The organism is Leeuwenhoekiella marinoflava DSM 3653, from assembly GCF_900129005.1.
GTDB lineage: Bacteria > Bacteroidota > Bacteroidia > Flavobacteriales > Flavobacteriaceae > Leeuwenhoekiella > Leeuwenhoekiella marinoflava.
In genome coordinates this window covers 111,108-137,803 of the sequence record NZ_FQUN01000007.1, presented here as the reverse complement: position 1 = coordinate 137,803, position 26,696 = coordinate 111,108, and the positions used below count along the sequence as shown (strand labels likewise).

Below are 26,696 nucleotides of genomic sequence, written 5' to 3'. Positions count from 1 at the left end.
GAAATTATTATTTATACTAGAATAGGTGTTCTTCTCCCTTTGAAACCGGGCTATTCTGTTCTAAGTGATTTTACAGGGTTTTGCATTGCTGCTTTGATGGTTCGTAAGCTAATGGTTACCAAAGCGATTATTAAAGCAGCCAGACCGGCAGCGATAAACACCCCTAGCGTAAGGTTTATGTGGTTTGCATAATTCTGAAGCCAGTTATAGGCTAACCACCAACCTAGCGGTGCTGCAATAACAAAACTGATTCCTACAAGTTTTAAAAAGTCTTTAGAAAGCATCACCGTTATGTTGAGTACGCTTGCTCCTATCACTTTACGCACACCTATTTCTTTTTGACGCTGCGCTACGATGAGCAAGGAGATCGCAAACAGACCAATACAGCTGAGTATGATTGCCAAGATAGAACCACTGGTAATCATCGTTGCCATTTTCTTTTCGGACTTAAAAGTTCGGTCTATATTTTCATCTAAAAACGAACCTAAAAAATTAGCGTTAGGTTCTATTTCTTTCCACGTATTTTCAAGGAGAGCCAATGCGTTTGCAGCTTTATTGGGAGCTACTTTGATATACGCATAATGCATATTCCAATTAGGCTTTAAGAAAACCGTTAGTGGTGCTACAGCCGTATTCAATTTTTGAAAATTATAATCTTTAAGCACACCTACTACCTGATAAGCAAGGCTATCATCTAAGATGAATCTGGTCTCTAAAGGATTCTCCTCATGTAATTGCGCTGCCATTTTCTCATTGATTAGCACGGCTAAACTATCTGAAGCATAACCCCTTTTAAAAGAGCGACCGGCAACCAGTTCCATATCTAAGGTTTCCGGGTAATCGTAGTCTACCATAAGAATATGAGTTTCTACAACACGACCTTGATGCTCAAATCCCATCTGGCTGGTCATACTACTTCCATCTCTTCCCAGGCCCAGAATATTATTGGCTGCCGTTACATTTAAAATTTCAGAACGGTTTTGAAGTTTATTTCTCAAAAGCTGTATAACCTGAGCGTCTGACCTTTTTCCGTTAAGCGGAAGTGAAATAACCTGTTCTTTATTAAAGCCCAGATTTTTATTCCGCATAAAATCTATTTGTTGCCAAAGCACAAAAGTTCCACTAATTAATAAAATAGCAATCCCGAACTGCACCACCATCAACACATCGCGCACGCTATTTTTTCGAGTAAGATTAAGTTTGCCTTTTAAAGATTGTAACGTTCCTAACTTAGAAAGCAACAAGGCCGGGTAACCTCCTGCTATAAAGGTGATCAACATAAATCCTAGTACAAAGCCCGTAATAATTTTAAATGTGAATATCGCTTCAAAACTCGCTCGTGTTGAAAACAAGGTTTTAAAGGGTTCCGCTAATAGAAATGCCAGTAAACCTCCCAGTAGTGCTGCTCCTAGAAATATCAAAACACTTTCACCCCAAAACTGAAAAAACAATTGACCTGTCCCTGCTCCTAAAGTTTTACGCATCCCTATCTCGCGCAAACGCTGGCTGCTTTTTGCGATGCTCATATTGATGAAATTCACACAGGCTATAAACAAAATTAGAAAACCAACTCCCAGAATCAAATACGGCATCGTCTTTTCTACCCGGGCTATACCGCTATCAAAATTGGCATAAGAAACATCTTTAAAAGGAAGCAGGCGTATCTGTTTAAAATTTCCATTAGTATCAGGTTGTGCGCCGTCGCGCTTAGCAGCAGCCATCTCATCTTTATAATGAAGCTGGGTAAAAGGTTCTGTCCCTTTTTCAAACTGAGCAGCAGTAACACCTTGCTCTAATTGCACATAAACCTCGTGATTCTCTTTACTCCAATCGTCTTTAATCTCTGCATATGAAAAAGGAGCCTGATTGCTAAAATCTAAAGCCAAATCAAATTTCATACTACTCTGATCTGGGAAATCTTCAATAATTGCCGAAACCGTAAACAGTTGTTCTACCCCTTCCGTAATGACACTAATTGTTTTTCCTAATGCGTCTTCAGTTCCAAAAATTCGATTGGCAGCATATTCAGTAATGCTTACGGTACTCTTGTCTACTGTTGGTTGTTGCTCTTTTCCCTTAATTACAGGAAAACTGAACATCGAGAAGAAATCAGGATCAATATACGCTGCACTCATTCGCAATTCCTTATTTCCAGAAATCACCAGAACCCCCTTATTGTTATAGCGGGTAATTTTTGCTACTCCCGGAACCTCATCTCGCAATGCCGGTGCAAAAGGCACCGATTTAGGTTCGCTGGCCTCAATACCTTCAGGTGCTTGCTCTGTTGAATACACCTGGTACAATGAGGCTTTATTTTTGTGAAAGCCATCGTACGAAAGCTCAAAAAAGGCATACATCCCTAAAAGCACAGCAACAGCAAAAGCGGTACTCAGACCCAAAAGGTTTAGCAGCGTAAAGGTTTTATCCTTCCACAGATTCCGAAAAGCGATTTTGATATAATTTCTAAGCATAACTGATTGATTTTTTATTGATGAATTAGTCGGTTCGGAGGGATTTTACGGGATTTTTAAGAGCTGTTCTAAGTGTTTTAAAACTCATAATAACTATCGCCAAAAGCACCATAGCAAACCCGCTTAATGCAAAAACCCACCAACTCATATCTGTTTTATAAGCATAATCCTGAAGCCAATCATGCAATCCCCACCACGCTAGTGGTGCTGCAATTACATATGCTATAATTACCAGTTTTAAAAAGTCTGTACACAACAACAAATTGAGCTGTACCAATGATGCCCCCAGTACCTTACGAATACCTATTTCTTTGGTACGACGTTCTGTAGTGTGAATAACAAGCCCCAGCAGACCAAGGCAACTTATGATCACCGAAAGACCTGTTGCCCAGTTAAGCAGGCTTGCTATGCGCTGTTCTTGCTCGTAAAAATCAGCAATCGTCTCATCTATAAAAGTCATCTTAAACGTTTCTCCCGGATATACATCTTTATACACTTGCTCAACTTGAGCAAGTATTTGACTCCAGCTTTCAGGAGAATCTCCCAATAGCACGTGTATATTTCTAAAGTTTGTACGGCGCTCTCTACTCGTATCTCCGGTTAACATTAAGGGAATAACTTCCGTTTTAAGAGAGCGCTGGTTGAAGTCTTTCATGACTCCTACAATCAATTGTTTATTGGTGTTTAACTCGATATATTCACCTACAATGTCTTCCGGGTTTTTAAAGCCAAAAGCACGCATTCCGGTTTCGTTAATCACATATTCTTCGATGGTGTCATTTAGCGCTTTTCTCCCTGCCAGAATATCAATATTGTAGACATCCAAATAATCTGTATCTGCATTGAGGATTTGTAGTTCATGTATTATTTCTTCGTTTTCCTGTTTGTAGATTCCCATTCGGGTAGCCATATTGTGAGAAGCTGGAGGCATTCCTCCTAAACTAACGTTAGAAATATTAGGTAACTTTTTGATTTCGTTTTTTAAAACCAATCTTTTATTTACAGAAGGGTCTTCCCAAGGAGTTTGCAGGTATGCAACAGCGTCTGTTCTAAAACCCAAATCGCTGTGCATCATAAAGTGTATTTGCTTACTCACAAGCAAGGTAGCAATCACAAAAACCTGAGCAATTACAAATTGTGACACGGTTAATACTTTACGTAAAGAACTTTTATTTTCAGAGCGTATAAATTCGCCTTTAAGAGCGCGGAATGGCTTAAATCGAGACAACACAAGCCCCGGATAAAAACCTGATAAAAAAGTAATGGTAATGATAAGTCCGATCACCAAACCGATAAACCATGGACTTGCCATAAGCATTGCATCAACACCTTCTGGCATAAAATCATCAAAAATCTTTAAGGCGAAAATAGATAAGAAAACAGAACATACAGCTGCAATTAGTGTAAGCAAGCAGGTTTCTCCAAGAAATTGAATAACCAACTGTTTTTTTGAACTCCCCAGTGTTTTACGAATGCCTATTTCTTTTGCCCGCTGCGTGGCTTGAGCCGTATTGAGATTGATGAAATTAATACTTCCCAGAAGGAGTAAGAAGATTGCTATAAAAATAAGGCTGATCAATACATTCTTATTGGCTTCCTGCCGACTATAATCGTAAATACCATATTCCTGATCAAAGTGCAAATCAGCAAGTGGCTGCAAATTAAATGTGCGCTTATTATTGTATTTTACCATTTCAGGATCAACGTGCTGCTCGCTTAAAGCCAATAACTGACTTTTAATTTGCGTTGTTGTACTATGCCCTGATATCTTCACATACAGTTGCGAAGCATTGTTTGTCATGCTCCAGCTATCACTTAGAATTTGATCTTTACTATCGGTCTGTTTTGCGGTTTCTAAAGAGACAAACTCATCAAAGTGAAGATCTGTACGTTTGTCAAAATCTTCAACGATACCAGAAACCACAGCCTGAATCTCAGCATTATACTCAAGCGTCTGCCCAATAACAGCTGTAAAAGAAGTATTAGGAAAGTATTCTAAAGCGCGCTTACGGGTAAGCACTACTTTATTAGGCCCTTGTAGTGCGGTTTCTTTAGAACCGGCAATCCAGTCGTATTGAAAAATATCAAAATAGCTTGCCTCGGTAAGTATGATTTTTTCAGGATCCGGGAAAATGTGTTCACTTGAGGCGGCTTTAGATTCACTAACCCACCAATTAAAAAAATAGGCAGATTGCTCAATTCCGGTTAATTCTTCCCGTGCTGCAAGACGCATAGGTGGTGTTACTCCACCATTTTTTAAATTACCCTGAGGCGTTTCAAAATCTGTCACAACTCGATAAATGCGATCGCCATCTTCATGAAAGGTGTCAAACGTAAACTCATAATATACCATCAACCCAATAACAAAAGAAGCACTCAAACCAATTGCGAGACTAATGATATTAATCGCTGAAAAAAGCTTGCTATTCCAAATATTCCGCCAGGCGATTTTGATATAGTTCTTAAACATAACTGATTGATTTTTGATTGATAAATTAGTCGGTTCGGAGGGATTTTACGGGGTTGGCTATTGCGGTTTTGATGGCTTGCGTACTTACCGTTAAAACTGCCAATAGTAAGGCTCCCAGCCCTGCTCCTAAAAACACCCACCAGTGTATTACTGTTTTATAGCTAAAATCCTGAAGCCATTCGTGCATAAAATACCAAGCAATTGGTGACGCAATTAGAAAAGCGAGCAGCACCAGTTTCATAAAATCAAGTGAGAGTAATGCAGTAAGCTGAACGACAGAAGCCCCTAGTACTTTTCTAATTCCTATTTCTTTGATGCGTTGCTGTGCACTAAAGGTTGCCAGTGCAAAAAGTCCCATCCCGGCGATGATCATCGCAAGAATAATAAACAGGGTGAATACCTGAGAAAGTCGCTCTTCTGAACGAAACATCGCATCAAAAGCATCATCCAGAAACTGATATTCAAACGGAGAAGCTGTATCGTATTTAGAATAAATAGATTCAATATTGGTTACCAGTATTTGCACATCGGTATCCGGTTGAAATCGCACATACAAACAGCCACCACTTTTACCTAAAATATCTGTAGTGCCAGTTGTTTTTGACTTTACAAATAGTGCTAAAGCATTAATGGGAGCATCTAAAGTCTCAAAATGAAAATCCTTGACTACCCCAACAATTTCTCGTGAACTATTTCCAAAAGTGAGGCTTTCACCTATTGGGTTAGCTCCTAATTTAAATTTACTAATCGCTGCCTCATTGATAATCACTTGCTCCTTATTGGTAAAGAAATGTTCATCTTCTGGTTGGCTATCCCAGATGACACCAAGTGTTTCAAAAAAGTCTTTATCTACTGCAAGTATTGGCAGTCCCGTACCTTCGGGGATCTCTTCCGAAGAAGCAAAAAACATATTATAGCCTTTGTAAATAGGGTATTGTGTAACAGCTGTGTTTGTAACTACAGACAACTTTTCAATCTCATTTCTAAACGGAGTACTGTTTGTTCCCATAGTTTTCTGCAACGGCAGCATCAACAAATCAGACCTCTTTAAGCCGGTATCTACACCTCTCACATAGTTGAGTTGCTGATGGATAATCACACCGCTCACTAAAAGCACTATCGCAATAACAAACTGTACCGTAGTACATACTTTACGAAGCCTCGCGCCTCGCATTTTTGAAGCAAGACTACTTCTCAAATTCTCAATAGGATTAAACGCAGACATCACCAATGCCGGATAAAAACCAGTCGCCAAAATGGTAAAGAGGAGCAGACCAACAAGAATGCTTAAAAACGAACTATTGAGAAAAAATGAAGCATCGATCTGAATGTCTAAAATCCCAAAAAACCATGGTTTTAAAACAATACTCAATACTACCGAAACTAAAAATGCAAGTACTACATAAAGCATTGATTCTACATAAAATTGAAAAGCAACACTCTTTCTGGTCGCTCCATTAACTTTACGTACTCCAATTTCTTTAGAGCGCAACGTAGCTCTAGCTGTTGATAAACTCAGGTAATTGACCAATGCAAGTATCAAGATCAGTACGGCTATTAGGGGAAAAATACTAAGGTATTTGGGAGTCGAAGAACCTCGAACATTTAAGTGCCTATCAATTAATGCACTTAACCTATATACGTCCGTAGCAGATGGATTGCCCTGCACACTCAGGTCTTGCATCGTCTTTTCTACAGACTTTACAGCTTCAGCACTATTCAATTTCAAATACGTAGGAAAAGATCCTAGTCTAAAAACGTCTGAATCAAAATCAATTTGATGTTCAATCATAGTTGGCATACTGCTAATCGACGCTACAAAATCTGGATGAATACTGGAGTTGCTAGGCATATTCTCCATCACTCCCGTAACCGTAAACAAATACGTACTGTCTTTTTTTACAGATATAGTTTCCCCTATAGGGTTTTGAGTCCCGAAGTATTTCTTTGCCATATCTTCTGTAAGCACTAATGAATACGGCTTACTCAACACTGCACCTGTAGTGCCTTTCACAATCTTGAAAGAGAAAAAATCAAAAAAATTGGTATCCGCATAGCTGAAATTCTTCTCTGAAAACTGAGTGTTGGGCTGCTGGCTACTTTTAAGAATTATAGGTTTGTATTCTTCCTTTAATCGCAAACTGGAAGAAACAGCCGGACTCGCATTTTCAGTGAGTGCCGCTACTGTTGAATTCATCGAATTCATATAGATAGTATCCCCGGCCATATTTACCTGAGCCTCCACAGCGTAAATCCGTTCGGCATCTGTATGAAATTTATCATAACTACGCTCATGTGCTACATAAAACAGAATAAGCATACAAGCGGCAAGCCCAATAGCCAGACCGCTAATGGTTATAAAACCAGAAAGTTTATTCTTAAGTAGATTCCGCCAGGCGATTTTTATATAGTTCCTAAACATAGCTGATTGATTTTTGATTGATGAATTAGTCGGTTCGGAGGGATTTTACGGGGTTGGCTATTGCAACTTTGATAGCTTGGAAGCTTACGGTTAACAGCGCGATAGCCAGTGCCAAAGCACCTGCTGCTAAAAATGCCCAGATGGGTATGTCTATGCGATATGCAAAATCCTGAAGCCAGTTGTCCATCGCAAACCAAGCTACAGGCACCGAGAGGATTAGCGCCAACACAACCAACTTTAAAAAGTTTATTGCCAGCAACTTAACGATACTACTTATACTAGCTCCTAACACTTTTCGCACTCCGATCTCTTTGGTTCGTTGCTGCGCAGTAAATGCGATTAGACCAAATAATCCCAGACAGGCTACAAAAATGGCGAGTATCGTAAACACCGTAAACAAAGAGGCTAATCGCTGATCTTCCTGATAAGCATAAGCTAAATCTTCATCCAGAAAAGAATATTCAAAGGGTGTATTTTCTGAATAACTTTTCCATAAATCTTGCACCTGATTGATTAGCCTCTCGGTATGTTCACCAGAAATTTTAAGACTTATAAACGATGTACGGGTATCATAACTCTGTGATTCTTCAGCAAAAAGCGCAAACGGCTGAATGGGCGTATGCAGGGATTCCAGATTAAAATCTTTTAAAACTCCTACTACCGTATAATACTCCATATTCCCACCGGGATAGCGTATTTGCTTCCCTATAGGATTTTTCCAACCTATTTGAGCTGCGGCAGTCTCATTGAGTATCACCGACAAGGAATCCTTAAAGCGTTTGTCAAATCCTCTTCCGACCTTGACTTCAAGACCTAGCGTTTCTATAAATGCATCATCTACTAGATACGAACTCAATGAAATATCGGTTGTAATATTAGGTTCATCTGCTGTAGGTTTTGGAGTATAAAAATCTCCAAATTCGCCACGGGTTAACATTCCGCTAGAACTGCTCGCTTCGTCAACACCTGCTAAAGCAATGAGTTCTTTCTTAAAACTTAAAGCACTACTGCCTAAACTTTCAGCATTATTAATCACCAGAACACGATCTTTCCCGAAGCCTAAATCTTTTTGCTGCGTATACTGCAACTGACTAAACACAACCAGCGTACAAATAATCAAGGTAATCGCTATAAAAAATTGGAATACAACCAATCCGTTACGTATAAAACTAGACTTGGTGGTTTTTGCAGCTTTCCCTTTTAAAGCACGAATAGGGTTGAAAGAAGTAAGGAAAAAAGCAGGATATATCCCGGCTAAAAGTATAGTGAAAACTATTATCCCAACTATTAGTAAAATCAGATTTCCATCAAAAAATGCCTGAATATGCAGGTCTTTCCCCGTCAATCCATTGAATACGGGTAAAATCAAGAGGATCATGATAAAAGCCAGTATTGTTGCAAAAAACGTATAACAGAGTACTTCGGTCATAAACTGCTTGATGAGTTGTTTACGCTGAGAACCCAAAACTTTACGAATTCCTATTTCCTTACTGCGCTTTACAGATTGAACGGTAGAAAGATTCATAAAATTCACACAGGCCAAAATGACAATAAACAAAGCAATAATCCCCAAAATATAAAGGCTCTTTACGTCGTGCTGTTCGGTTATCGAAGAAGTAATTCCTTGAGAATACAAATGAATATCTGATAAGGGTTGCAAGTACAACTTCCAATAATTTCCTTTTTCTAAAAATTCTTCAAATGGCTGGCCAATGCGCTCAAATGCGGGTGCAGCTTGCACCTTGAGCATTTCTGGAAATCTCGATTGCAGACGAGTCAGACTTGCAGGATGTGTACTTGCTTGTGGTGTAAGTTTTACATAGGTAGCCATATTGAGCCACACCCAACTCCAATTGAAATACGTAACATCATTAAAATTAGCTACCGGCATCAAGGCATCAAATTTCACCGAAGCCGGATATTGCGTTAAATCTTCAAAAACACCAGTAACCTGCAAGGATTTTTTACCATCTCCGTACGCCAATGTTTTCCCTAAAGGATTTATATCACCAAAATACTTTTGAGCGATTTGCGGCGTAATTACAATACTATTGGGCTCCTGCAAACAAGTTGTAGGATCTCCTTTTTGCAGCGGATAACTTAAGACTTCTAAGAAATTGGGGTCAACCGCAAGAATTTCAGATTCATTAAACACCTTGGGATTCGCAGCGTCTTCGTAAGCTAATTTGGTATTATCGGGTTGATAGATTCGCGTTGCGCTTTCAATCTCTGGAAATTGGTCAACTAATGCATCCCCGGCAGGTGGTGGCGTGTATCCCGCATAAAATGAGTTATCACCCATTTTACCTTTCATATTCACCCGATAGATTCGCTCGGCTTGATCAAACTGTGTATCATAACTCAATTCGTTTTGTATATACAGCGCAATGAGCATCACCGATACCAAGCCAATGGCCAGTCCCAAAATATTGAGAACACTATTGGTCTTATATCTTAAGATGTTCCGCCAGGCGATTTTGATATAATTTCTAAGCATAATTTCTATTTTAAGTTGCCTACTTCTCTCCTTCCGGGAGAAATACCCAAAAAAGGGTAAAGCGGGTTATTCTGTTCGCAATGATTTTACTGGGTTTGCGATTGCGGCTTTAATGGCCTGAAAGCTTACCGTTAACCCGGCAATGGCCACTGCTGCAATTCCCGAAAACAGATAGAGCTCGTAAGGCATGGTAATTTTGTAGGCGAAATCCTGAAGCCAAATACTTGTTGCGTACCAGGCGAGGGGAGCAGCAAGTAAAAGAGCAATTAAAACAAGTTTTAGAAAATGCAAAGAAAGTAAAGCAGTAAGCTGAGGGATTGATGCGCCCAGAACCTTACGTATGCCTATTTCTTTTTTCCGCTGAGCAGCAGCAAATACGGCAAGTCCAAAAAGACCAAGACAGGAAACCAGTATTGTAAGTGACGACAAAATATTTAAAATTGTGGTTGTGCGCTGTTCGGTTTTATAAAGTTCGTTGTATTCATCGTCCAGAAAATGATATTCAAAAGAGCGGTTGGGATAAAAACTCTTCCAGATGGTATTAATTGCGGTTAAAGATTCTGAAGTATTTCCCGCTGTTTTAATAAGTAATTTATCAAACAAATCGTATTCGGTAAAAAGAACCACCGGGGTAATGGCCTCATGAAGCGATGCAAAATTAAAATCTTTGAGCACTCCTTTTATTGTGCCATGCCTTCCGTTAAGGTTGACCTTTTGACCTATTGCTTCCTTAGCTTTAAGTCCTAATTGTGCGACTGCTTTTTCGTTTAGCATAAACGCATAGGTTCTCTCATTATCTACTAATTGAACCTGTTTTTTATCGGTTTCATTAAAATTTTGACCTTCGAGCAGCGTTAGATCAAGGGTTTTTATAAAATCTTTATCTACAGGGGCAGCCGTGACAGACATAGCGTTACCATTCATTTTTCCATCTACTTGCAGGCTATAGCCACCTCGTATATCTACGGGTGAGGAAGCTGAAGCCGTAACATTTTCAATATGTTGTCCCCGCATTAATTCTGCTTTAAGGGCTTCAATTTTTTCTGCTTTAATATTGCTCACATCAAGTATGACAACCTGAGATCTGTCAAAACCCGTGTCTGTTTCCCTTATGTATTGAAGCTGTTCCCGTGCTACAAGCGTCGCTATTATAAAAGCGATTGAAATCGTAAACTGAAATATGATCAAGAATTTTCTCAACGAAGCACTACCGCCCAGTGACGCGCCTCTTTTTTGTAGTGCATCAACAGGTTTGAATTTTGATAGGACCAATGCTGGCCAACTGCCAGATAGAAGTGTGGTTGCCAAAAAGAGTATGGTAATCGTAAGGCTGAAATAGGTAAAATTCCAACTGGAAACACCAATATTTAAGCCCGTTACCGCGTTAAATACCGGAATTAACAAGTAAGCCAGCGCTACGGCACTAGTTATCGCGATAAAACATACAATAGCGGCTTCCGTAATAAATTGAAATATCAGGCTTTGACGTTTTGCACCAAACACTTTGCGAACGCCAATTTCCCGGAGTCGATCAGAAGATTTGGCAGTCATCAAATTGGTAAAATTAACACAGGAAATTATGAGCAATAGCAATGCAATAGCGCCCAGAATGTACAGATAGGTCTTTATATTACCCGATGCGGTATCTGTAAGATGCAGCTCAGAAAGCGGGACAAAATCCAACCAGGTTTCATAGCCCTGTTCAAAATCTGAACGAAACTCTTCTTTGATGTATGCATTGTATTGTTCCTGGACAGCTGCGAGTTTATCTGGCGATTTTAGCAGTAAAAAAGATTGATCATTTGCCGAATTCCAGCGTTCATTTGTTGCCCTTGCACTAGAGCTATACGAGCCCACAATATCAAATTGTAGCGTAGAATAAAGTGGATGATCTTCTATAACCCCGGTTATGTTATAGGGCTGTTCATTTACCAAAATCGTATTTCCCACAACCTCGCTTTTACCGAAGTATTTTTGTGCGGTAGTCTGAGTAATAACCATATCAAACGGATTATCTAGAGCATTATCCGCGTTACCTGCAATAAAATGGAAACTGAAGATGTCAAAGAGTGCTTCATCTGCCAGAACCATATTTTTTTCGGTAAAATTTTTCGTACCTACTTGCAGTTCTCTATTATAGCTATAGATCCTAACAGCATTTTCTACTTCAGAAAACATACGTTTTGCAACAGGTACAACAGCAGTAGGGGTGAGGTTTGTATGCGTTGCCTCTTTATCTGAAGGAGATTTATAATTGTAGTTTACATAGACAATGCGATCTGCCTTTTCATTAAAACGGTCATAACGCAGTTCATTGAGAATATAAGTGCCTAGAAGCATAAAGCAGGCTACCCCCAGAATAAGACCAAAAAGGCTCACCGTAGTGGTTATTTTATTCTTCAAAAGGCTTCGCCATGCGATTTTTATATAATTTCTAAGCATAATTTCTATTTTAAGTTGCCTACTTCCCTCCTTCCGGGAGAAATCCCCAAAGGGTAAAGCGGGTTATTCTGTTCGCAATGATTTTACAGGTTTAGCTAATGCTGCTTTAATGGCTTGAAAGCTTATGGTTACAAAAGCGATTACCATAGCTGCAAGACCGGCAAGACCAAACACCCACCAGTGTATGGGTGTGCGGTAATTAAAATCCTGCAGCCACTGACTCATAATCCAGTAAGCAAAAGGTGATGCCAGTATAAAAGCTATACCCACAAGCTTCAAAAAATCTTTAGAAAGTAGGCGTGTTACACCGGCAACACTCGCGCCTAAAACCTTGCGCACACCTATCTCTTTAGTACGTTGTTCTGCCATAAATGCAGCAAGCCCAAATAGACCCAAGCAGGCAATAAAAATGGCTAGTACCGAAAAAAGTGTAGCTGTGCGTGCCGTTTTCTCTTCTGAAGCATAGAGCTGCGCTACGTGCTTATCAACAAAGGTGTAGTCAAAAGCTGTATTGGGCAAATTCTCATTAAAGGTCTGTTCTAAATCATTGACTAATTGCTGCAGATTTTGAGAAGTATATCGCACAAGCAGCGTTCGGATACTTTCAGGAGCAACGTTGGATTTGTAATACATATATCCGCCACTATCTTCCTTCAGGGAATTGAAATTGAAATTGGCAACAACTCCGGTGATGATTGCGCGGCTTCCTAACTCGGTATTTATGATTTTACCAACAGCATCTTCAGGGGTTTTATAATTGAGATAACTCAGTATTTTTTCATTGATCAACGTGTATATTATGGAGTCTCCCTTAGCAAGGCTTTGGGGTAATTCACTACCAGCGAGTAAATTCAATTTGAGCGTTTGAATAACATTCCCCTCTGTACGGCAACTGGCAATAGGCATTCCTGTATTATCGGTGCTTATTCTGCGAACAGAACGTCCACTTTCATCGGCACCTGGTAAAGACTGCACAGCGGCAATGCGTTCAACGTAAGCCTTTCGATTTAATGCATTTTCTAAACTCTCAACTTGCTGACTATTTTCTGCTGATTTTACTGAAACAGCAACTACGCCACTAGGATCATAGCCCAAATTCTTATTCTTTATAAAATTCATTTGCTGAATAATTATGGTAACAGCGATTATAAGAACTATAGAAGCTGCAAACTGAAAAACCACCAAACCTTTTCGTACAAATTCTGAAGCAGTATGTTTTTTCTTGGACTTATTTACCAACGATAATGGAGCTATATTGGTCATTGAAATTGCCGGATAACTACCGGCAAATAATGTAACTACGAGCCAAATTAAACCTAAACCTATCAGAATTGGGGTGGCCAGTAGATCCTGGTAGCCTAATGCATTACCTGTAAAACTTTTGAATACAGGTAATATGAAAAACGAAAGCGCAAAAGCCAGTACTACTGAAATTAAAACAAGAATTCCTGTTTCAACATAAAAAAGAGAAAGCATGTGCTTTCTGCTGGCTCCTAAAACCTTGTTTACACCAATACTTTTTCTTCGCTTGCGTGAATTTGCAGTGGCTAAATTCATATAATTGATACAGGCGATTACTAAAACCAGAAGCGATAAGAACAATAAACTTTTAATCGTACTTATGCTACCTAGTTTTGTTGAGTAGCCTTCTCGTATATCCGCTGAATACAAATGTATTTTGGTTAAGGGTTGCAGATTGAATTGCGTAAAATACTTTCCTTCTTTGTGGACGTATTTATCAATTAGTTGTGTTGCTTGAGTTTCTATCTGCGCAACCTTAGCATTGGGTTCTAGTTGCACATAGGTTTCATAACTCGCATTGCTCCAATACACGTTAGTTCCCATCCAAGAATCCATAATATTATAGACCATATCACAATCTATCACACTGCTTTTAGGCAAGTCTGTATACACACCAGACACCTGAAGCGTATCCCGGTTGTTTACGGTAATAAATTCTCCAAGTGCAGATTTATCACCAAAAAATCGCTCTTTTGCAGATTGGGAAAGCACGATAGCGTGAGGATTTGCAAATGCATTTTTAGCATTACCTGCTATGAAATTAAAATCAAACATTTCAAATGCGGTTGAATCTGCTAGATAAAGTCCGTTTTCTGTAAAGTTTTTGTCTCCTATTTTCAAAGATGCAGTAACCCCAAAATCGTCTTTGATGAGACGTGTCATTTTTTTCACCTGTGGAATATCCTGAACCATTGCCGGTCCTACCGCATTGGGTAACTCCGCCCAGGTTTCAAAATTGTATTCTTCAGAGGTTTCCATATTTACCCGGTAAATATCTTCCGAATGCGTGTACATTTTATCAAAGCTCAGCTCGGTATTCACAAACGAAAAGAGCATGATACAAACACATAAACCAACAACCAGCCCTACAATGTTTAACACGGTAAACAGTCTGTTTGCTTTTATATTCCGCCAGGCGATTTTGATGTAGTTCTTTAACATTATCTATTGCTATTATTAGTGTTATTCCTATTAATTCTCCCTTTGGGGGTTAGGGGGCTCATTCGGTTCTCAATGATTTAACAGGGTTAGCGATTGCGGCTTTAATAGCTTGAAAGCTCACCGTCAACAAAGCGATTCCTATAGCTGCAATACCTGCAACTGCAAATACCCACACATTAATTGAAATGCGGTACGCAAATCCCTGTAACCAGTTGTGCATCATAAACCAGGCAACCGGTACTGCAATGACTATGGCAATCAGAACCAGCACTATAAAATCTTTAGACAGCAGGCGCACAATACCGGCAACGCTAGATCCTAAAACTTTGCGCACGCCTATTTCCTTGCGACGCTGCTCCGCAGTAAACGCTGAAAGTCCAAAGAGACCTAAACACGAAATAAGTATTGCCAGCAATGCAAAAATTTGAGAAAGACTCCCTACTAATTGTTCGCTTTTAAAACGAGCATTAAAATCGTCATCTACAAAACGGTATTTAAAGGGATAACCAGGGTTGTAGGTTTTTAAAGTAGTTTCAATAGTGTTTAGAATTTCAGTCGCAGCGTATTTAGGATTTGTTTTTATATACATGTATTGTGCTTCGGGCGGATAATTGAAAAACATCACAGGATCACTGGTGCCATACATATCGCCATACAAATAATCATTTGTCACACCTATAATGGTATAAACATCCCCGTAGCGGTCTATAGTTTTACCAATTGGACTTTCTGTTCCCATCAATTTTGCAAAAGATTCGGTAATAAGTGCATTTGCACTATCATTTGAAACTACCGAACTAAACCCACGGCCTTCAACCAACTCAATACCTGCAGCGGTTAAGTACTCATCATTAATATAGCGGTAAGACACTAAAACATCCTCTGTATTGTCACCTCCCTGCCATTTTAAGCCCGAGCCATTATTCCCCGCAGAAAGAATATTTGAATTCGATAAACCCACGCTGGTAATCATTCCTGAGTTTTTTAAACTTTCGGTTATTGAATTCCTATTTTTAATCACATTTCCATTTACCGGTATTTGTATAAGATTTTCCTTATTCATTCCTAGATCTCGGTTTTTTACGTGCTGTACCTGTTGGTAAACCAGTAGCGTACTAATGATGAAAATAATTGAAATCACAAACTGAGTAATTACAAGACCTTTCCGAATAAAACCGGCTCCTTTGGCTTGTATGCGATTGCCTTTAAGAACGTCTATAGGCTTAAACGAAGAGAGGTAAAATGCAGGGTAAAGTCCAGCAAGAATTCCGCAGATGAGTGTAATTGCCAGCAATGAAAGGAGATGAGACGGAATTGTGATTCCCAAAGAAAGTTGTTTATCTATTAACGCATTAAATGCCGGCAGGATAAGAATCAACACCAAAACGCTAAGAACTGCAGCCAGTAGCGCGGTTAATAAAGCTTCGGTAATAAATTGAAAAATCAATTGTTTTTTATCAGAACCTAATGTTTTACGAACACCAACCTCATTTGCTCGTTTTTCGCTTCGTGCGGTTGACAAATTCATAAAGTTGATACAGGCGATAAGCACAATTATGAGTGCTATAAAACTGAATAACTGCACATATTCGATACGGCCACCTACGACCTTACCATTTTTGAAGTCAGATCGTAAATGCCAGTTTTTAGCCGAATGTAAAATAGCCTGAGTGTCTTCATCGCCAGTTTTTGCAGGCAAAACGCCTTTCACCTTCTCATTAACCGAATTAAAATCTGCACCTGCTGAAAGCTTTACAAATGTTTCGGTAAAGTTGCTACCGTATTCTTGAGTCCACGGCTTGTCATATGTAAAATTCTCAAAGGGAACCAGCCAGTTAAAACTGTAGGTCGTATTTTCCGGTAGGTCTTCAACAACACCCGTTATTTTAAAATTATCCTTTTGATCAATCAAGATGGTTTTCCCTAAAAGGTTGGTAGGGTCTTCAAAAAGAATTTTAGCCACTTTTTGTGTAATTACAATTCCTTCTTTTACTCTAAAAGCTTCAGAAGCTTTGCCTTCAATAAATTTTAAATTCAATATTTCAAAAATATCTGCATCTGCAAAAGAACCGCTGCTGGAAACCGAAGAAGAATTAAGGCTGAATAAAAAGTCAGTGCTACGCAATCGTGCCGCTTGGGTTATTTCTGGAATTTCAGCTTTTAAAGCTGCTGCAAGGGGCCCCGGTGTCGCTTGAAAAAAGGTGCGCCATTGCCCATCATATTTTTGATTTGTAGGCACACTATAAACCAGTTCTTGGTCTGCAACAACTGTATCAAAACTCATTTCATCTTCAACCCAAAGCAGAATTAAGCTGGCACAAGTGATTCCTATCGCGAGACCAAATATATTGAGTGTACTGTACCCCTTTTTCTTCCATAAATTTCTTAAGGCGATTTTGATATAATTTTTGAGCATAGCTGATTATTTTTTAATTGATGAATTATTCTGTTCTGAGTGATTTTACCGGGTTTGCGATTGCAGCTTTTATGGCCTGAAAACTTACGGTAAGCATCGCAACACCTATAGCTAGCATTCCTGCAACAGCAAATATCCACCAAGGTATTTCTATTCTATAAGCAAAATCTTGTAACCATTTATGCATACTGAACCAGGCTATGGGTACTGCTATTAAAAAGGCAATTCCTACCAGTTTTATAAATTCTTTAGAAAGTAAATTGACAATCCCCAAGATACTAGCTCCTACAATTTTGCGGATGCCAATCTCACGGCGGCGTTGTTTCGTACTATAAGAAGCCAGACCTAAAAGACCCATACAAGAAATAAAAATAGCCAGGACTGCAAAATTTAAAAAGAGGTTACTAAAACGCTGTTCTGCACGATACTGACGATCAAAAAACTCATCTAAAAAATAGTAGTCAAAATGGGTGTCTGGTAAAAACTGCTTCCACGATTCTTCTACAAAAGCTAGCGTTTCTGGCAAATCTGCTGCAGCAACTTTTAAGGTCAATAATTTGGTTTGCTTGGTGTCAAATACAAAACTCAAGGGCTGTATTTCTTTTTGCAGAGATTCTGAATGAAAATCTGCAACGACTCCTACAATCTGGCCCTCTCTACCCCATTGGTCAAAAGATGCTCCAATAGCGGCATCTGGGTTTGAGTAGCCTAATAAATCAACTACCTTTTCATTTATAATTAATGCCTGAGTACTGTCACTGGCTAAATCTCTTGAAAAATTTCTACCGGCGATAAGCTTTATATCTAACTGGTCAAGGTATTTATCGTCTATGATATAACGGTCTACAGTAAGGGTCTGATCCTGCCCTTGACTGTTTTGCATAATAGAGAGTGCAGAGCTCTTGTTACCTCCTCCTCCGGGAACTGTTGAGCCTTTTCCTACTGAAATAATATTGGGATTTTTCTTTAAATAATCAGCCAGTAGTTGTTGTTTGGGATGATTATCTATATCTAAAATCAGTAAACGATCTTTAGCAAAACCCAAATCCTGACTCTGCATAAAATGCATTTGATTGTAAATAATCAAGGTGCCAATTATCAATATGATAGAAACCGTAAACTGACTCACCACAAGTGCTTTTCTTAAGAACGTTCCACTACGGGTAGTAGAAAATTTACCTTTAAGAACACTTACCGGTCTAAACGAAGAAAGAACAAGTGCAGGATAAGTTCCCGCCGCTAAACCAATCGCCAATGCAATCGCAAAAAACAGCCCTACATAACTCCAATTAGCAAACACTCCGCTGGCTACTTCCTGACCGGCAAGGGTATTAAAATAAGGTAATGCCAGAGTAGCAATTGCTATACCCAGAATATAAGCCAGTATAGTAACGATAAGAGACTCGCCTACAAACTGCAACATCAACTGATTTTTTTGTGCACCTACAACTTTACGGATGCCTACTTCCTTAGCGCGTTCTACAGATCTTGCTGTGGTTAGATTAATGAAGTTGATACTTGCAATGAGCAATATGAATAATGCTACAACACCAAAAATGTAAATGTTGTTGATGTTAGCGCTTCCGCTTCCTATACGTGTAGAATATAAATAGACATCTGTAATGAGCTCTAAATCTTGTTTTATAAATAGGTTGGCAGCTTTCATCTTCTCACCATCTTCTTCCTCGAGGAAAGTATTGATTTTAGAAACGAGATTTTTTGTGTTCACATTTTCTGATAAAAGCACATAACCTCTGGGCTCATAGTTTCCCCAAGACTCGTCAAGAGTAGGATCTATGACCTTGGTGTATGTTGACAGCGAGAGTAAATAATCTGCTTGAATCTGTGTGTTTTTAGGAAGGTCTTGCATGATGCCAGTGATTTGAGCCGTATACTTGCCATTCATAATCTTAAGGCTTTTGCCCATAGGGTTTTCTGAACCAAAGTATTTTTGAGCTCCTGTCTGGCTCAACACCAAACTTAAGGGTGCCCGCAGGGCCTCATCAGGATCTCCCTCTAAAAGCTTTAAATCAAAAATCTTAAAAAAAGTAGAGTCCGCAGCCAGAGAGCGCTTTTCTACAAAATTCTCCGTCCCTTTTTGAATACTCAAGTTCATATCTACAATGCGGGTTGAAGACTGTATTTCAGGAAATCGCGGAGTGATTTTCCCAAGAACGCTCCAGTCTACCACGGGTATTTGATACGAATCTGAGGGTGTTTTTAAATCGCTTACCAACATGTGGATACGATCTTTCTTGGGGAACATCGTATCGTAGCTGAGTTCAAAACCTACATATAAAAGAATTAAAAAAGCGGCAGCCATTCCTACCGCAAGGCCACTTATGTTTAAAGCTGAAAACCCGCGGTGCCTCCACAAATTCCGAAAAGCGATTTTGAAATAGTTTTTAAACATAGTTGTCAAGTTAAAGGGAGTGATGAAGTCCCGGTTTTGATTGATTGTTTCGGCAGCTGCCCTATTGATGAATGAATCCCCGTTCAAAGAGGCTTTAAACTTCTAGCGTATTGCTTTTGTATTCAGTCAATACATTTTCGGTTACTTTTTGTCCGTCTAGCATTCTGATGATGCGGTGGCTATACTTGGCATCGTGCTCACTATGCGTTACCATGATGATTGTGGTTCCGGCTTCGTTGAGTTCAGTAAGTAAATCCATCACCTCATTACCGTTGCTGCTGTCCAGGTTACCTGTAGGTTCATCAGCCAGAATGAGTTTAGGGTTGTTGACAACAGCACGGGCAACTGCAACACGCTGCTGCTGCCCACCCGATAATTGCTGCGGAAAATGCTTGCGACGGTGCATGATTTGCATTTTTTCTAAAACTTCATCTACGCGGGCTTTACGCTCTGCAGGTTTTACCCCGGTGTAAATCAACGGAAGCTCTACGTTTTCAAAAACGGTGAGTTCGTCAATAAGGTTAAAGCTCTGAAACACAAAACCGATATTATGCTTGCGCAGATCGGCACGCTTTCGCTCGTTAAAACCGGCTACTTCAATACCGTTAAAGATAAAGCTGCCACCATCTGGATCATCAAGTAGACCCAGTATATTGAGTAAGGTTGATTTCCCACAACCTGAAGGTCCCATAACGGCCACAAATTCGCCTTTCTGCACCTGAAAAGACAGTTTATTGAGTGCTATCGTACGCACTTCTTCAGTAGCGTAGTATTTTTCTAAGTCCGTGATTTTTATCATTAGGATACGATTAGTGTTAATAATTCTAGTAGTAGTGAAACCATTTTATTTCTTATTTAATCTTGTAAAACCAATTCTTGTACTTCGCCATAATTATCATAGCTACTCGTGATTACGCGATCTCCGGGTTCCAGACCGCTAAGCACTTCATAATATTCGGTATTTTGACTCCCCAGAGAGATGTCTGCTTTATACGCTGTGCTGCCATCTTCGCTCACTTTAAAAATCCAGTTACCGCCGGTTTCCTGAAAGAATCCTCCTTTAGGAATAAGCAAAGCCTTTTTTTCCTGACTCAACGCTACACGGATCTGCAAGGTTTGACCACGGCGTATCCCTTCCGGAACTTCAGATTCGAACTCCATATCTACTTGAAATCTACCATTTGTCACTTGGGTGTAAACTTTCTTAATGACTAGGGTGTAGCTTTTTCCGTCAAAATCAAAGTTTCCGGTTTGTCCGGTATAAATCCGGGAAATGTAGTGTTCATCAACATCTACACGGACCTTATAACCGCTCAATACATCAATCTGCCCTAGGCGTTCCCCTTTATTTTTAGACTGACCTATTTCGGCATCTAAAGAAGTTAACTGTCCGTCAACCGGGGCTTTCACCACAAGATCAGCTACTTTTCTGCGCATCAATTCTAATGCGTTTTGTGTGCGCTCATACGAACTAGAGACTTGTCCTTTTTCCTGTTTTACCGCAATAGAATCCTGAGCCAGAATTTGCTTCGCCAACTGCATACGCTCTTTCTGATAATTAAAATCGTTCTCTGCTTTTATAAGGTCTTGACGCGCAATCGCATCTTTATCGTACAATTTTTTGTTGAGTTCATACAGGCGTTTTGCTTCGATCAAACCGTTCTCTACATCTGTATATTGATTGAGTTTGTTGATCGTATTTTGACGTGCTGCATTCTGTGAGATTTGCATTTGTGTCAATAAATTATACACTTGTGTTTCCTGATTTACAAGACTCAGCTCAAGATCGGTGTTAGACAATCGTAAAATGGGTTCGCCTTTTTTCATAATCGCACCGTCTTCAACAAACTTTTCTTCTACCCTACCGCCTTCTAATGCATCCAGGTAAATTGTGGTAATAGGCAGCACCACACCGTTTACCGGTATGTTTTCCTGAAAAACACCTTGAGTCGCCGTAGCGATACTGATGCGTTCTTTTTGTACATTGAGTTTAGAATTTCCGGTAGTTGATAAAATCACAAAAAGAAGGAGTGCAACAAGTGCAACTCCACCTACAATCATCAAGATTTTTGAGGTTGTAAAACGTTTCTTTTCTAAAGGGATGTCCATAAGTATTTTTGTTAGCACTTGATTAGATAGTAATATTGTGCCAAAAACATAAAATACTGACTACTAATTAATTAACATTATCAATCCTTTTAAAAGTGTTCGGTTTTGATACACTCCATGTACGCTGCTGATACAGTTTATTTACTTTAAAAATTAGTACATCAAAAGGTATTTTCTGAACTACCTAAAATTGTAATATTGTAAGTATGCAATTAAAGGAGGCTAAAATACTGGTCATTGATGACGATGAAGATGTGCTTACGGCACTGCGGCTTTTGCTGAAACCTAAGGTTGATCTGGTTATTGTTGAAAAGAATCCCAATGCGTTACAAGGTATTCTGAGTAAACAGGATTTTGATGTGGTTATTCTGGATATGAACTTCAACGGACTCGTAAATACGGGCAATGAAGGAATCTTTTGGCTGAATAAAATCAAACTCTGGAAACCGGCTACTGATGTGATTTTGATCACTGCCTACGGAGATATCGATTTGGCGATACGCTCTTTAAAAGAAGGCGCTTCTGACTTTTTAGTCAAACCCTGGAAGAACGAAAAGCTCCTTGAGTCTATCGCTGAAATTCTAACCAAAAAGAAGAAAGCTCGTAATTTTAAAATCAAGCTGAATTCTGCAACCGAAATCATTGGCGATAGCGAACCCATGCAGGAAGTTTTTGTAAAACTGAAAAAAGTAGCTCCTACCGATGCAAACATTTTGGTCTTGGGAGAAAACGGTACCGGAAAAGATCTTATCGCCCGTTCTATTCACGAGAATTCGCTGCGTAAAAACAAACCTTTTGTAAAAGTAGATGTGGGTGCACTCACTTCCACACTTTTTGAAAGTGAACTTTTTGGGTATAAAAAAGGTGCTTTTACCGATGCCCGGGAAGACCGTAAAGGTCGGTTTGAAGCGGCAAACGGCGGAACGCTTTTTTTAGATGAAATAGGTAATATTAGTCTGCGTCAACAAGCACGCTTGCTTACGGTTTTACAAAACCGGCAGGTAACACCTTTGGGCTCTAATGAAGCAGTTTCTGTAGATATACGGCTTATCTGTGCGACCAACCTCAGCCTTTCTGATCTTGCTGATGAAAACAAATTCCGTAAAGATTTAATGTATCGCATCAACACGGTAGATCTGATGATTCCGCCTTTGCGCGATCGCGGATCTGACCTGACTCTTCTTGCGCATCACTTTGTAAAATTATACACAGAAAAATACAACAAGGAAACTTTCAACCTTGACCCTGAATTTCTCAAGAAGCTGAAAACCCATCCTTTCCCGGGGAACGTACGGGAATTACAATATGCTTTAGAAAAAGCGGTAATTATGGCTGAAGGATCTGTTTTATATGCAGAAGATCTGGCTTTTTCTCCCATAGAACAACAAACCGAAAGTGATCTCAAACTGAAAACCACTAATCTGGATGCCGTTGAAAAAAACACCATCTTAAAAGTGATTGAGAAAAATAAAGGCAACATCTCTAAATCGGCTAAAGAACTGGGAATTACACGCACCGCTTTGTACCGCAGACTCAATAAATATGATTTATAAAAGCTACATCTTCGCATTACTCCTGCGGGTGTTGCTATTATTAGCCGCCTTGATTACACTTGCCCTGGGTATTGTAAAAATCAACACTTATTTGCTTATTGGAAGCGGCGTGTTTTCAATCATTACCTGCTATTATTTGTATCGCTTTTTAATCCGTAGGTTTGTGGAGGTGGACGACTTTTTTGAATCGGTTAAATACCGGGATTTCTCCCGCTGGTTTTCCGAAAAACATGGTCCACAAGACATTCGCGAATTACATAAAGGCTTCAACAACGTCAACAAAACCATCAAGGCCATCAACAACGAGCGGCAGGCGCAGTTTGTATATTTACAGAAAATTTTAGAAATGGTTGACGTGGGTATCATTGCCTACAATCTGGATACCGGCGCTGTACTCTGGACCAATGAATCATTGTTGAATACATTGGATTTACCAGCGTTTAAAAATATCAATTTCGTAGAAAAAAGAAGGCCGCAACTCTTTGAAGAATTGTTTGACACCTACCGTACTGAAGTTACTTCCGTAGCGATTTCCCTTCGGAATGAAAACCTCAAAGTATTGATCTCTGACACCGTTTTTCAGGTAGAAGAAGATGCTTTTAAATTGGTCGTACTTCAGAACATAGAAAACACCCTGAATCAAAACGAATCTGATGCTTGGAAGAAACTACTGAGCGTGATGACTCATGAGATTATGAATAGCATTGCACCGATTTCTTCCCTCGCTGAAACCTTACAAAATCACATCCAGAACAATCAACAAAATCCAGAACTACATCCACTGGAATTAGATGATTTAAATGCCGGAATTAGCAGTATTAAAAAACGTAGCGAAGGCTTGATGAAGTTTGCTAAAACCTATAGAAGTCTCAGCAAAGTCACCCACCTGAATCTGGAAACCGTTAAAGTAAATGAGCTTTTTAAAAGTATCGGTGATTTGATGCAAGCCTCATTGGCTGACAAACCGGTAGCGCTCCACTTTAAAACCGAAAACCCTGAGATGCAGTTTGAAATTGACAGCTATCTTATTGAACAGGTGCTAATCAATCTAATTCTGAATGCAATTGATGCAACACAAACAACGACAAATCCTACAATAGAAGTTACTGCTACTCAAAATACCAAAGGTCGTGTACAAATCAAAGTTACCGACAACGGCAGTGGTATCCCCGAAGAAATTATGGAAAGTATCTTTATACCGTTTTTTAGTACTAAGAAAACCGGAAGCGGTGTGGGGCTTAGTTTAAGCAAACAAATAATGACCCTGCATAAAGGAAAAATTCAGTTGAAAAGTAATCCTGAGACCGGTACGGTGTTTACGCTTCAATTTTAGCATTAAATATAATTAATCTACTCAGCTGCATCTTTGAGATAAACACTTTGAGTAAAAGCTCCATTTGCTGCAACATCCCAAACTTCTACTCGCACCCATTTTCTGTTTTTTAAAGAAAGGTCAAAAGAGAAGATTTGACTATCAAATTCTGTAGTAGAATCCATTTGAAAGGTGTCGCGATATATCTTCTTCCCATCTCCGGAAATAACTTCAATATAATTGAGTGGAAACGTCCACTGTAAATCTAAATCAATCGTTACCTTTCCTGATTTGTTCAAAATCAGAGTATCTCCAGATTTAACCTCATTTGCCGTAAATGATGGTATTAAAACCTCTCCCGTAGTAGAAAAGAATTTCCCCCCAGACATAGCTTCGGTAACTGAATGCCATCCATCTTCAAAACGGGGTATCTCATCAAGTTGCATATAGTTAATGTTCATATGCGCATACATCTCATTCTCCTGAGTAATTGTAAACAGATCTGACTCAGCAATAATATTTTTTTTCAAGCCCCAGTTATTCATATCATCTAATAAGTCAAGTACACGTGAACCTAATTTGGGTTTAGAAAGATCTGCCGGCATAGCTTTCCAGGCTCCTCCCAAAAAACGGTCTGACTTAAAAAAGTTTTCCTCTCGGTATACATCTGGATAACCTGTTGAACCTTTAATACGGGGGTGAGCTGTCCACGCCAAACCGTTTTCAAGTTCTAATAGCTTTTGCATCTCCTCTTTGTTTCCTATTCGATAAATTTTACCGTATTGAGAATTGTTTTCTAAAAACGGACTTTCAGCATCCCGCGACATAATCCAATAAACCGGTTTTGGAAAGAAAGCCATCCAGTGACCTCCTAAAAATTCGTTGGGTTCTTCACCCGGCAACAGCAGGAAATTATTATCAGACAACCTTTCACACTCTTTAAAAAGCGCATCTAATTCTTTTAAACGAGTGTCATCTGGTCCTTTTGGATGGGCTGTGTAATGAAACTCTCCCAAATGAACGATGTCTACTCCCAAATCTTTCAGAACTGTTACAAATTCTGGCTTTTCAGGAACAAGACTGTCTTTCATCACCACATTCATAATAAACTCATTATGAAAATGACTGGCAAGTGTCTGGTAACCTTCCAACTCTGCATAAGTATCTTTATGGGTATATTTTTTTACATCTTCAATTAAATCTTTTGCTGAAGTTGACCCCAAAAGACAAAAGAAATTTAAACGCTGTTGGGTATTAGGCGGAGCATTAAACCAAGGCACAAAGCGCTTGTCTCCTTCGGGATTTTGCCTGATGCCCATACCATATCCTTTTAGCATATTTCTATAGTCAAATCCGTGCCAGACAAAATCTAAATTAAAAGCCTCATCAAGCGGATAAAAGTATTGATGTGGAGCAGGAAATATGGCTAATGCTCCATAATCCTTTGTTCCTAAAATGCTTCGGTATTTTACCTTTTCGTTTTTTGCGAGCTTATTATCTTCTGGTTTAGTTACAATCTGACCTTCTGTATTACTAAAACTTACTTCTTTAAAAGACTCTTGCGTAGTAATACCGGCATCATAAAGAATTGCTGTGGCATCTTTCTCTGTTGAAACTACTGCTGCAATATTTATTAAAGGAGAATTATTGTAAATAGTTATTTCAATAAACCCTTCAAAATTTGGGGCTATAAGTTCACCTATTTTTACTACGGTTCGTTTACCCATTTTGGTGATTTCAATTTTACGCTTGTTTAGCTTTAAAACATCTGAAGTATTAGGGCGGTTAGGAACTTTATCAAAGAAAATCGTCCAACCTTTTTCCGGTTCTAAAGTACGTTCTCCTTGTGTGATGATAAACTCAGGGTTCGCTTCTCTAACGATTTCGTTATAAGATTCATTCTTTAATATCCCCAGTGTTTTAAATAATGAACCCGTTTGCTTTCTGTTAAGTACCAGACGACACTGCTCAGTTTTTGTACTTAACCAAGTAAGTTGAACCTCATCTTCTATAACATTAATTTTAGTAGTATTCTCCTCATTATTCAAGGGAAGAGATACAGGTACTTGAGCATATAAAAAGCTTGTAAACAAAAAAATATATAGCGATAGATGTCTCATATTTCATT

At 39.2% G+C, this 26,696-nt stretch carries 13 protein-coding genes; 2 read left to right on the top strand and 11 right to left on the bottom strand.

What is annotated here, in order from left to right:
• Positions 1-50: 50 nt before the first annotated feature.
• The 10 genes from BUB91_RS06615 to BUB91_RS06570 form a co-directional block, all read right to left on the bottom strand.
• Positions 51-2,471, bottom strand: a complete 2,421-nt coding sequence (locus BUB91_RS06615; RefSeq protein ID WP_073098447.1) for an ABC transporter permease — start codon at positions 2,469-2,471, stop codon at positions 51-53.
• Positions 2,472-2,496: 25 nt separating this feature from the next.
• Positions 2,497-4,941: an ABC transporter permease gene (locus BUB91_RS06610; RefSeq protein ID WP_073098446.1), complete on the bottom strand. Its 2,445-nt coding sequence runs from the start codon at positions 4,939-4,941 to the stop codon at positions 2,497-2,499.
• A gap of 25 nt (positions 4,942-4,966) precedes the next feature.
• Positions 4,967-7,363: an ABC transporter permease gene (locus tag BUB91_RS06605; RefSeq protein ID WP_073098445.1), complete on the bottom strand. Its 2,397-nt coding sequence runs from the start codon at positions 7,361-7,363 to the stop codon at positions 4,967-4,969.
• Between the two features lie 25 nt (positions 7,364-7,388).
• Positions 7,389-9,860, bottom strand: a complete 2,472-nt coding sequence (locus BUB91_RS06600; protein WP_073098444.1) for an ABC transporter permease — start codon at positions 9,858-9,860, stop codon at positions 7,389-7,391.
• Between the two features lie 66 nt (positions 9,861-9,926).
• Complete coding sequence (locus tag BUB91_RS06595) at positions 9,927-12,302, bottom strand: ABC transporter permease (RefSeq protein WP_073098443.1); 2,376 nt, start codon at positions 12,300-12,302, stop codon at positions 9,927-9,929.
• A gap of 63 nt (positions 12,303-12,365) precedes the next feature.
• The gene (locus tag BUB91_RS06590; protein WP_073098442.1) at positions 12,366-14,765 is read right to left on the bottom strand and encodes an ABC transporter permease; all 2,400 of its coding nucleotides are present in this window, start codon (positions 14,763-14,765) and stop codon (positions 12,366-12,368) included.
• Between the two features lie 58 nt (positions 14,766-14,823).
• Positions 14,824-17,181 carry an ABC transporter permease gene (locus tag BUB91_RS06585; protein ID WP_073098441.1) on the bottom strand — a complete coding sequence of 786 codons (2,358 nt, stop codon included), beginning with the start codon at positions 17,179-17,181 and terminating at the stop codon, positions 14,824-14,826.
• A 25-nt stretch (positions 17,182-17,206) separates the two neighbouring features.
• On the bottom strand, positions 17,207-19,594 hold the full coding sequence (locus BUB91_RS06580; RefSeq protein WP_073098440.1) for an ABC transporter permease: 2,388 nt from the start codon (positions 19,592-19,594) through the stop codon (positions 17,207-17,209).
• A gap of 94 nt (positions 19,595-19,688) precedes the next feature.
• Positions 19,689-20,393: an ABC transporter ATP-binding protein gene (locus tag BUB91_RS06575; RefSeq protein WP_073098439.1), complete on the bottom strand. Its 705-nt coding sequence runs from the start codon at positions 20,391-20,393 to the stop codon at positions 19,689-19,691.
• A gap of 56 nt (positions 20,394-20,449) precedes the next feature.
• The gene (locus tag BUB91_RS06570) at positions 20,450-21,703 is read right to left on the bottom strand and encodes an efflux RND transporter periplasmic adaptor subunit (RefSeq protein ID WP_073098438.1); all 1,254 of its coding nucleotides are present in this window, start codon (positions 21,701-21,703) and stop codon (positions 20,450-20,452) included.
• A 206-nt stretch (positions 21,704-21,909) separates the two neighbouring features.
• Between BUB91_RS06570 and BUB91_RS06565 the strand changes: the two genes are divergently transcribed.
• Together BUB91_RS06565 and BUB91_RS06560 are read left to right on the top strand one after the other, a co-directional pair.
• The gene (locus BUB91_RS06565) at positions 21,910-23,256 is read left to right on the top strand and encodes a sigma-54-dependent transcriptional regulator (protein WP_073098437.1); all 1,347 of its coding nucleotides are present in this window, start codon (positions 21,910-21,912) and stop codon (positions 23,254-23,256) included.
• Positions 23,246-24,589, top strand: coding sequence for a sensor histidine kinase (locus BUB91_RS06560; RefSeq protein ID WP_073098436.1), 1,344 nt, complete (start codon positions 23,246-23,248; stop codon positions 24,587-24,589). Before BUB91_RS06565 ends, BUB91_RS06560 begins: the two co-directional genes overlap by 11 nt.
• Positions 24,590-24,606: 17 nt before the next feature.
• Here the strand turns inward: BUB91_RS06560 and BUB91_RS06555 are convergent, their stop codons facing one another.
• The gene (locus BUB91_RS06555) at positions 24,607-26,688 is read right to left on the bottom strand and encodes a CehA/McbA family metallohydrolase domain-containing protein (protein WP_073098435.1); all 2,082 of its coding nucleotides are present in this window, start codon (positions 26,686-26,688) and stop codon (positions 24,607-24,609) included.
• Positions 26,689-26,696 lie beyond the last annotated feature (8 nt).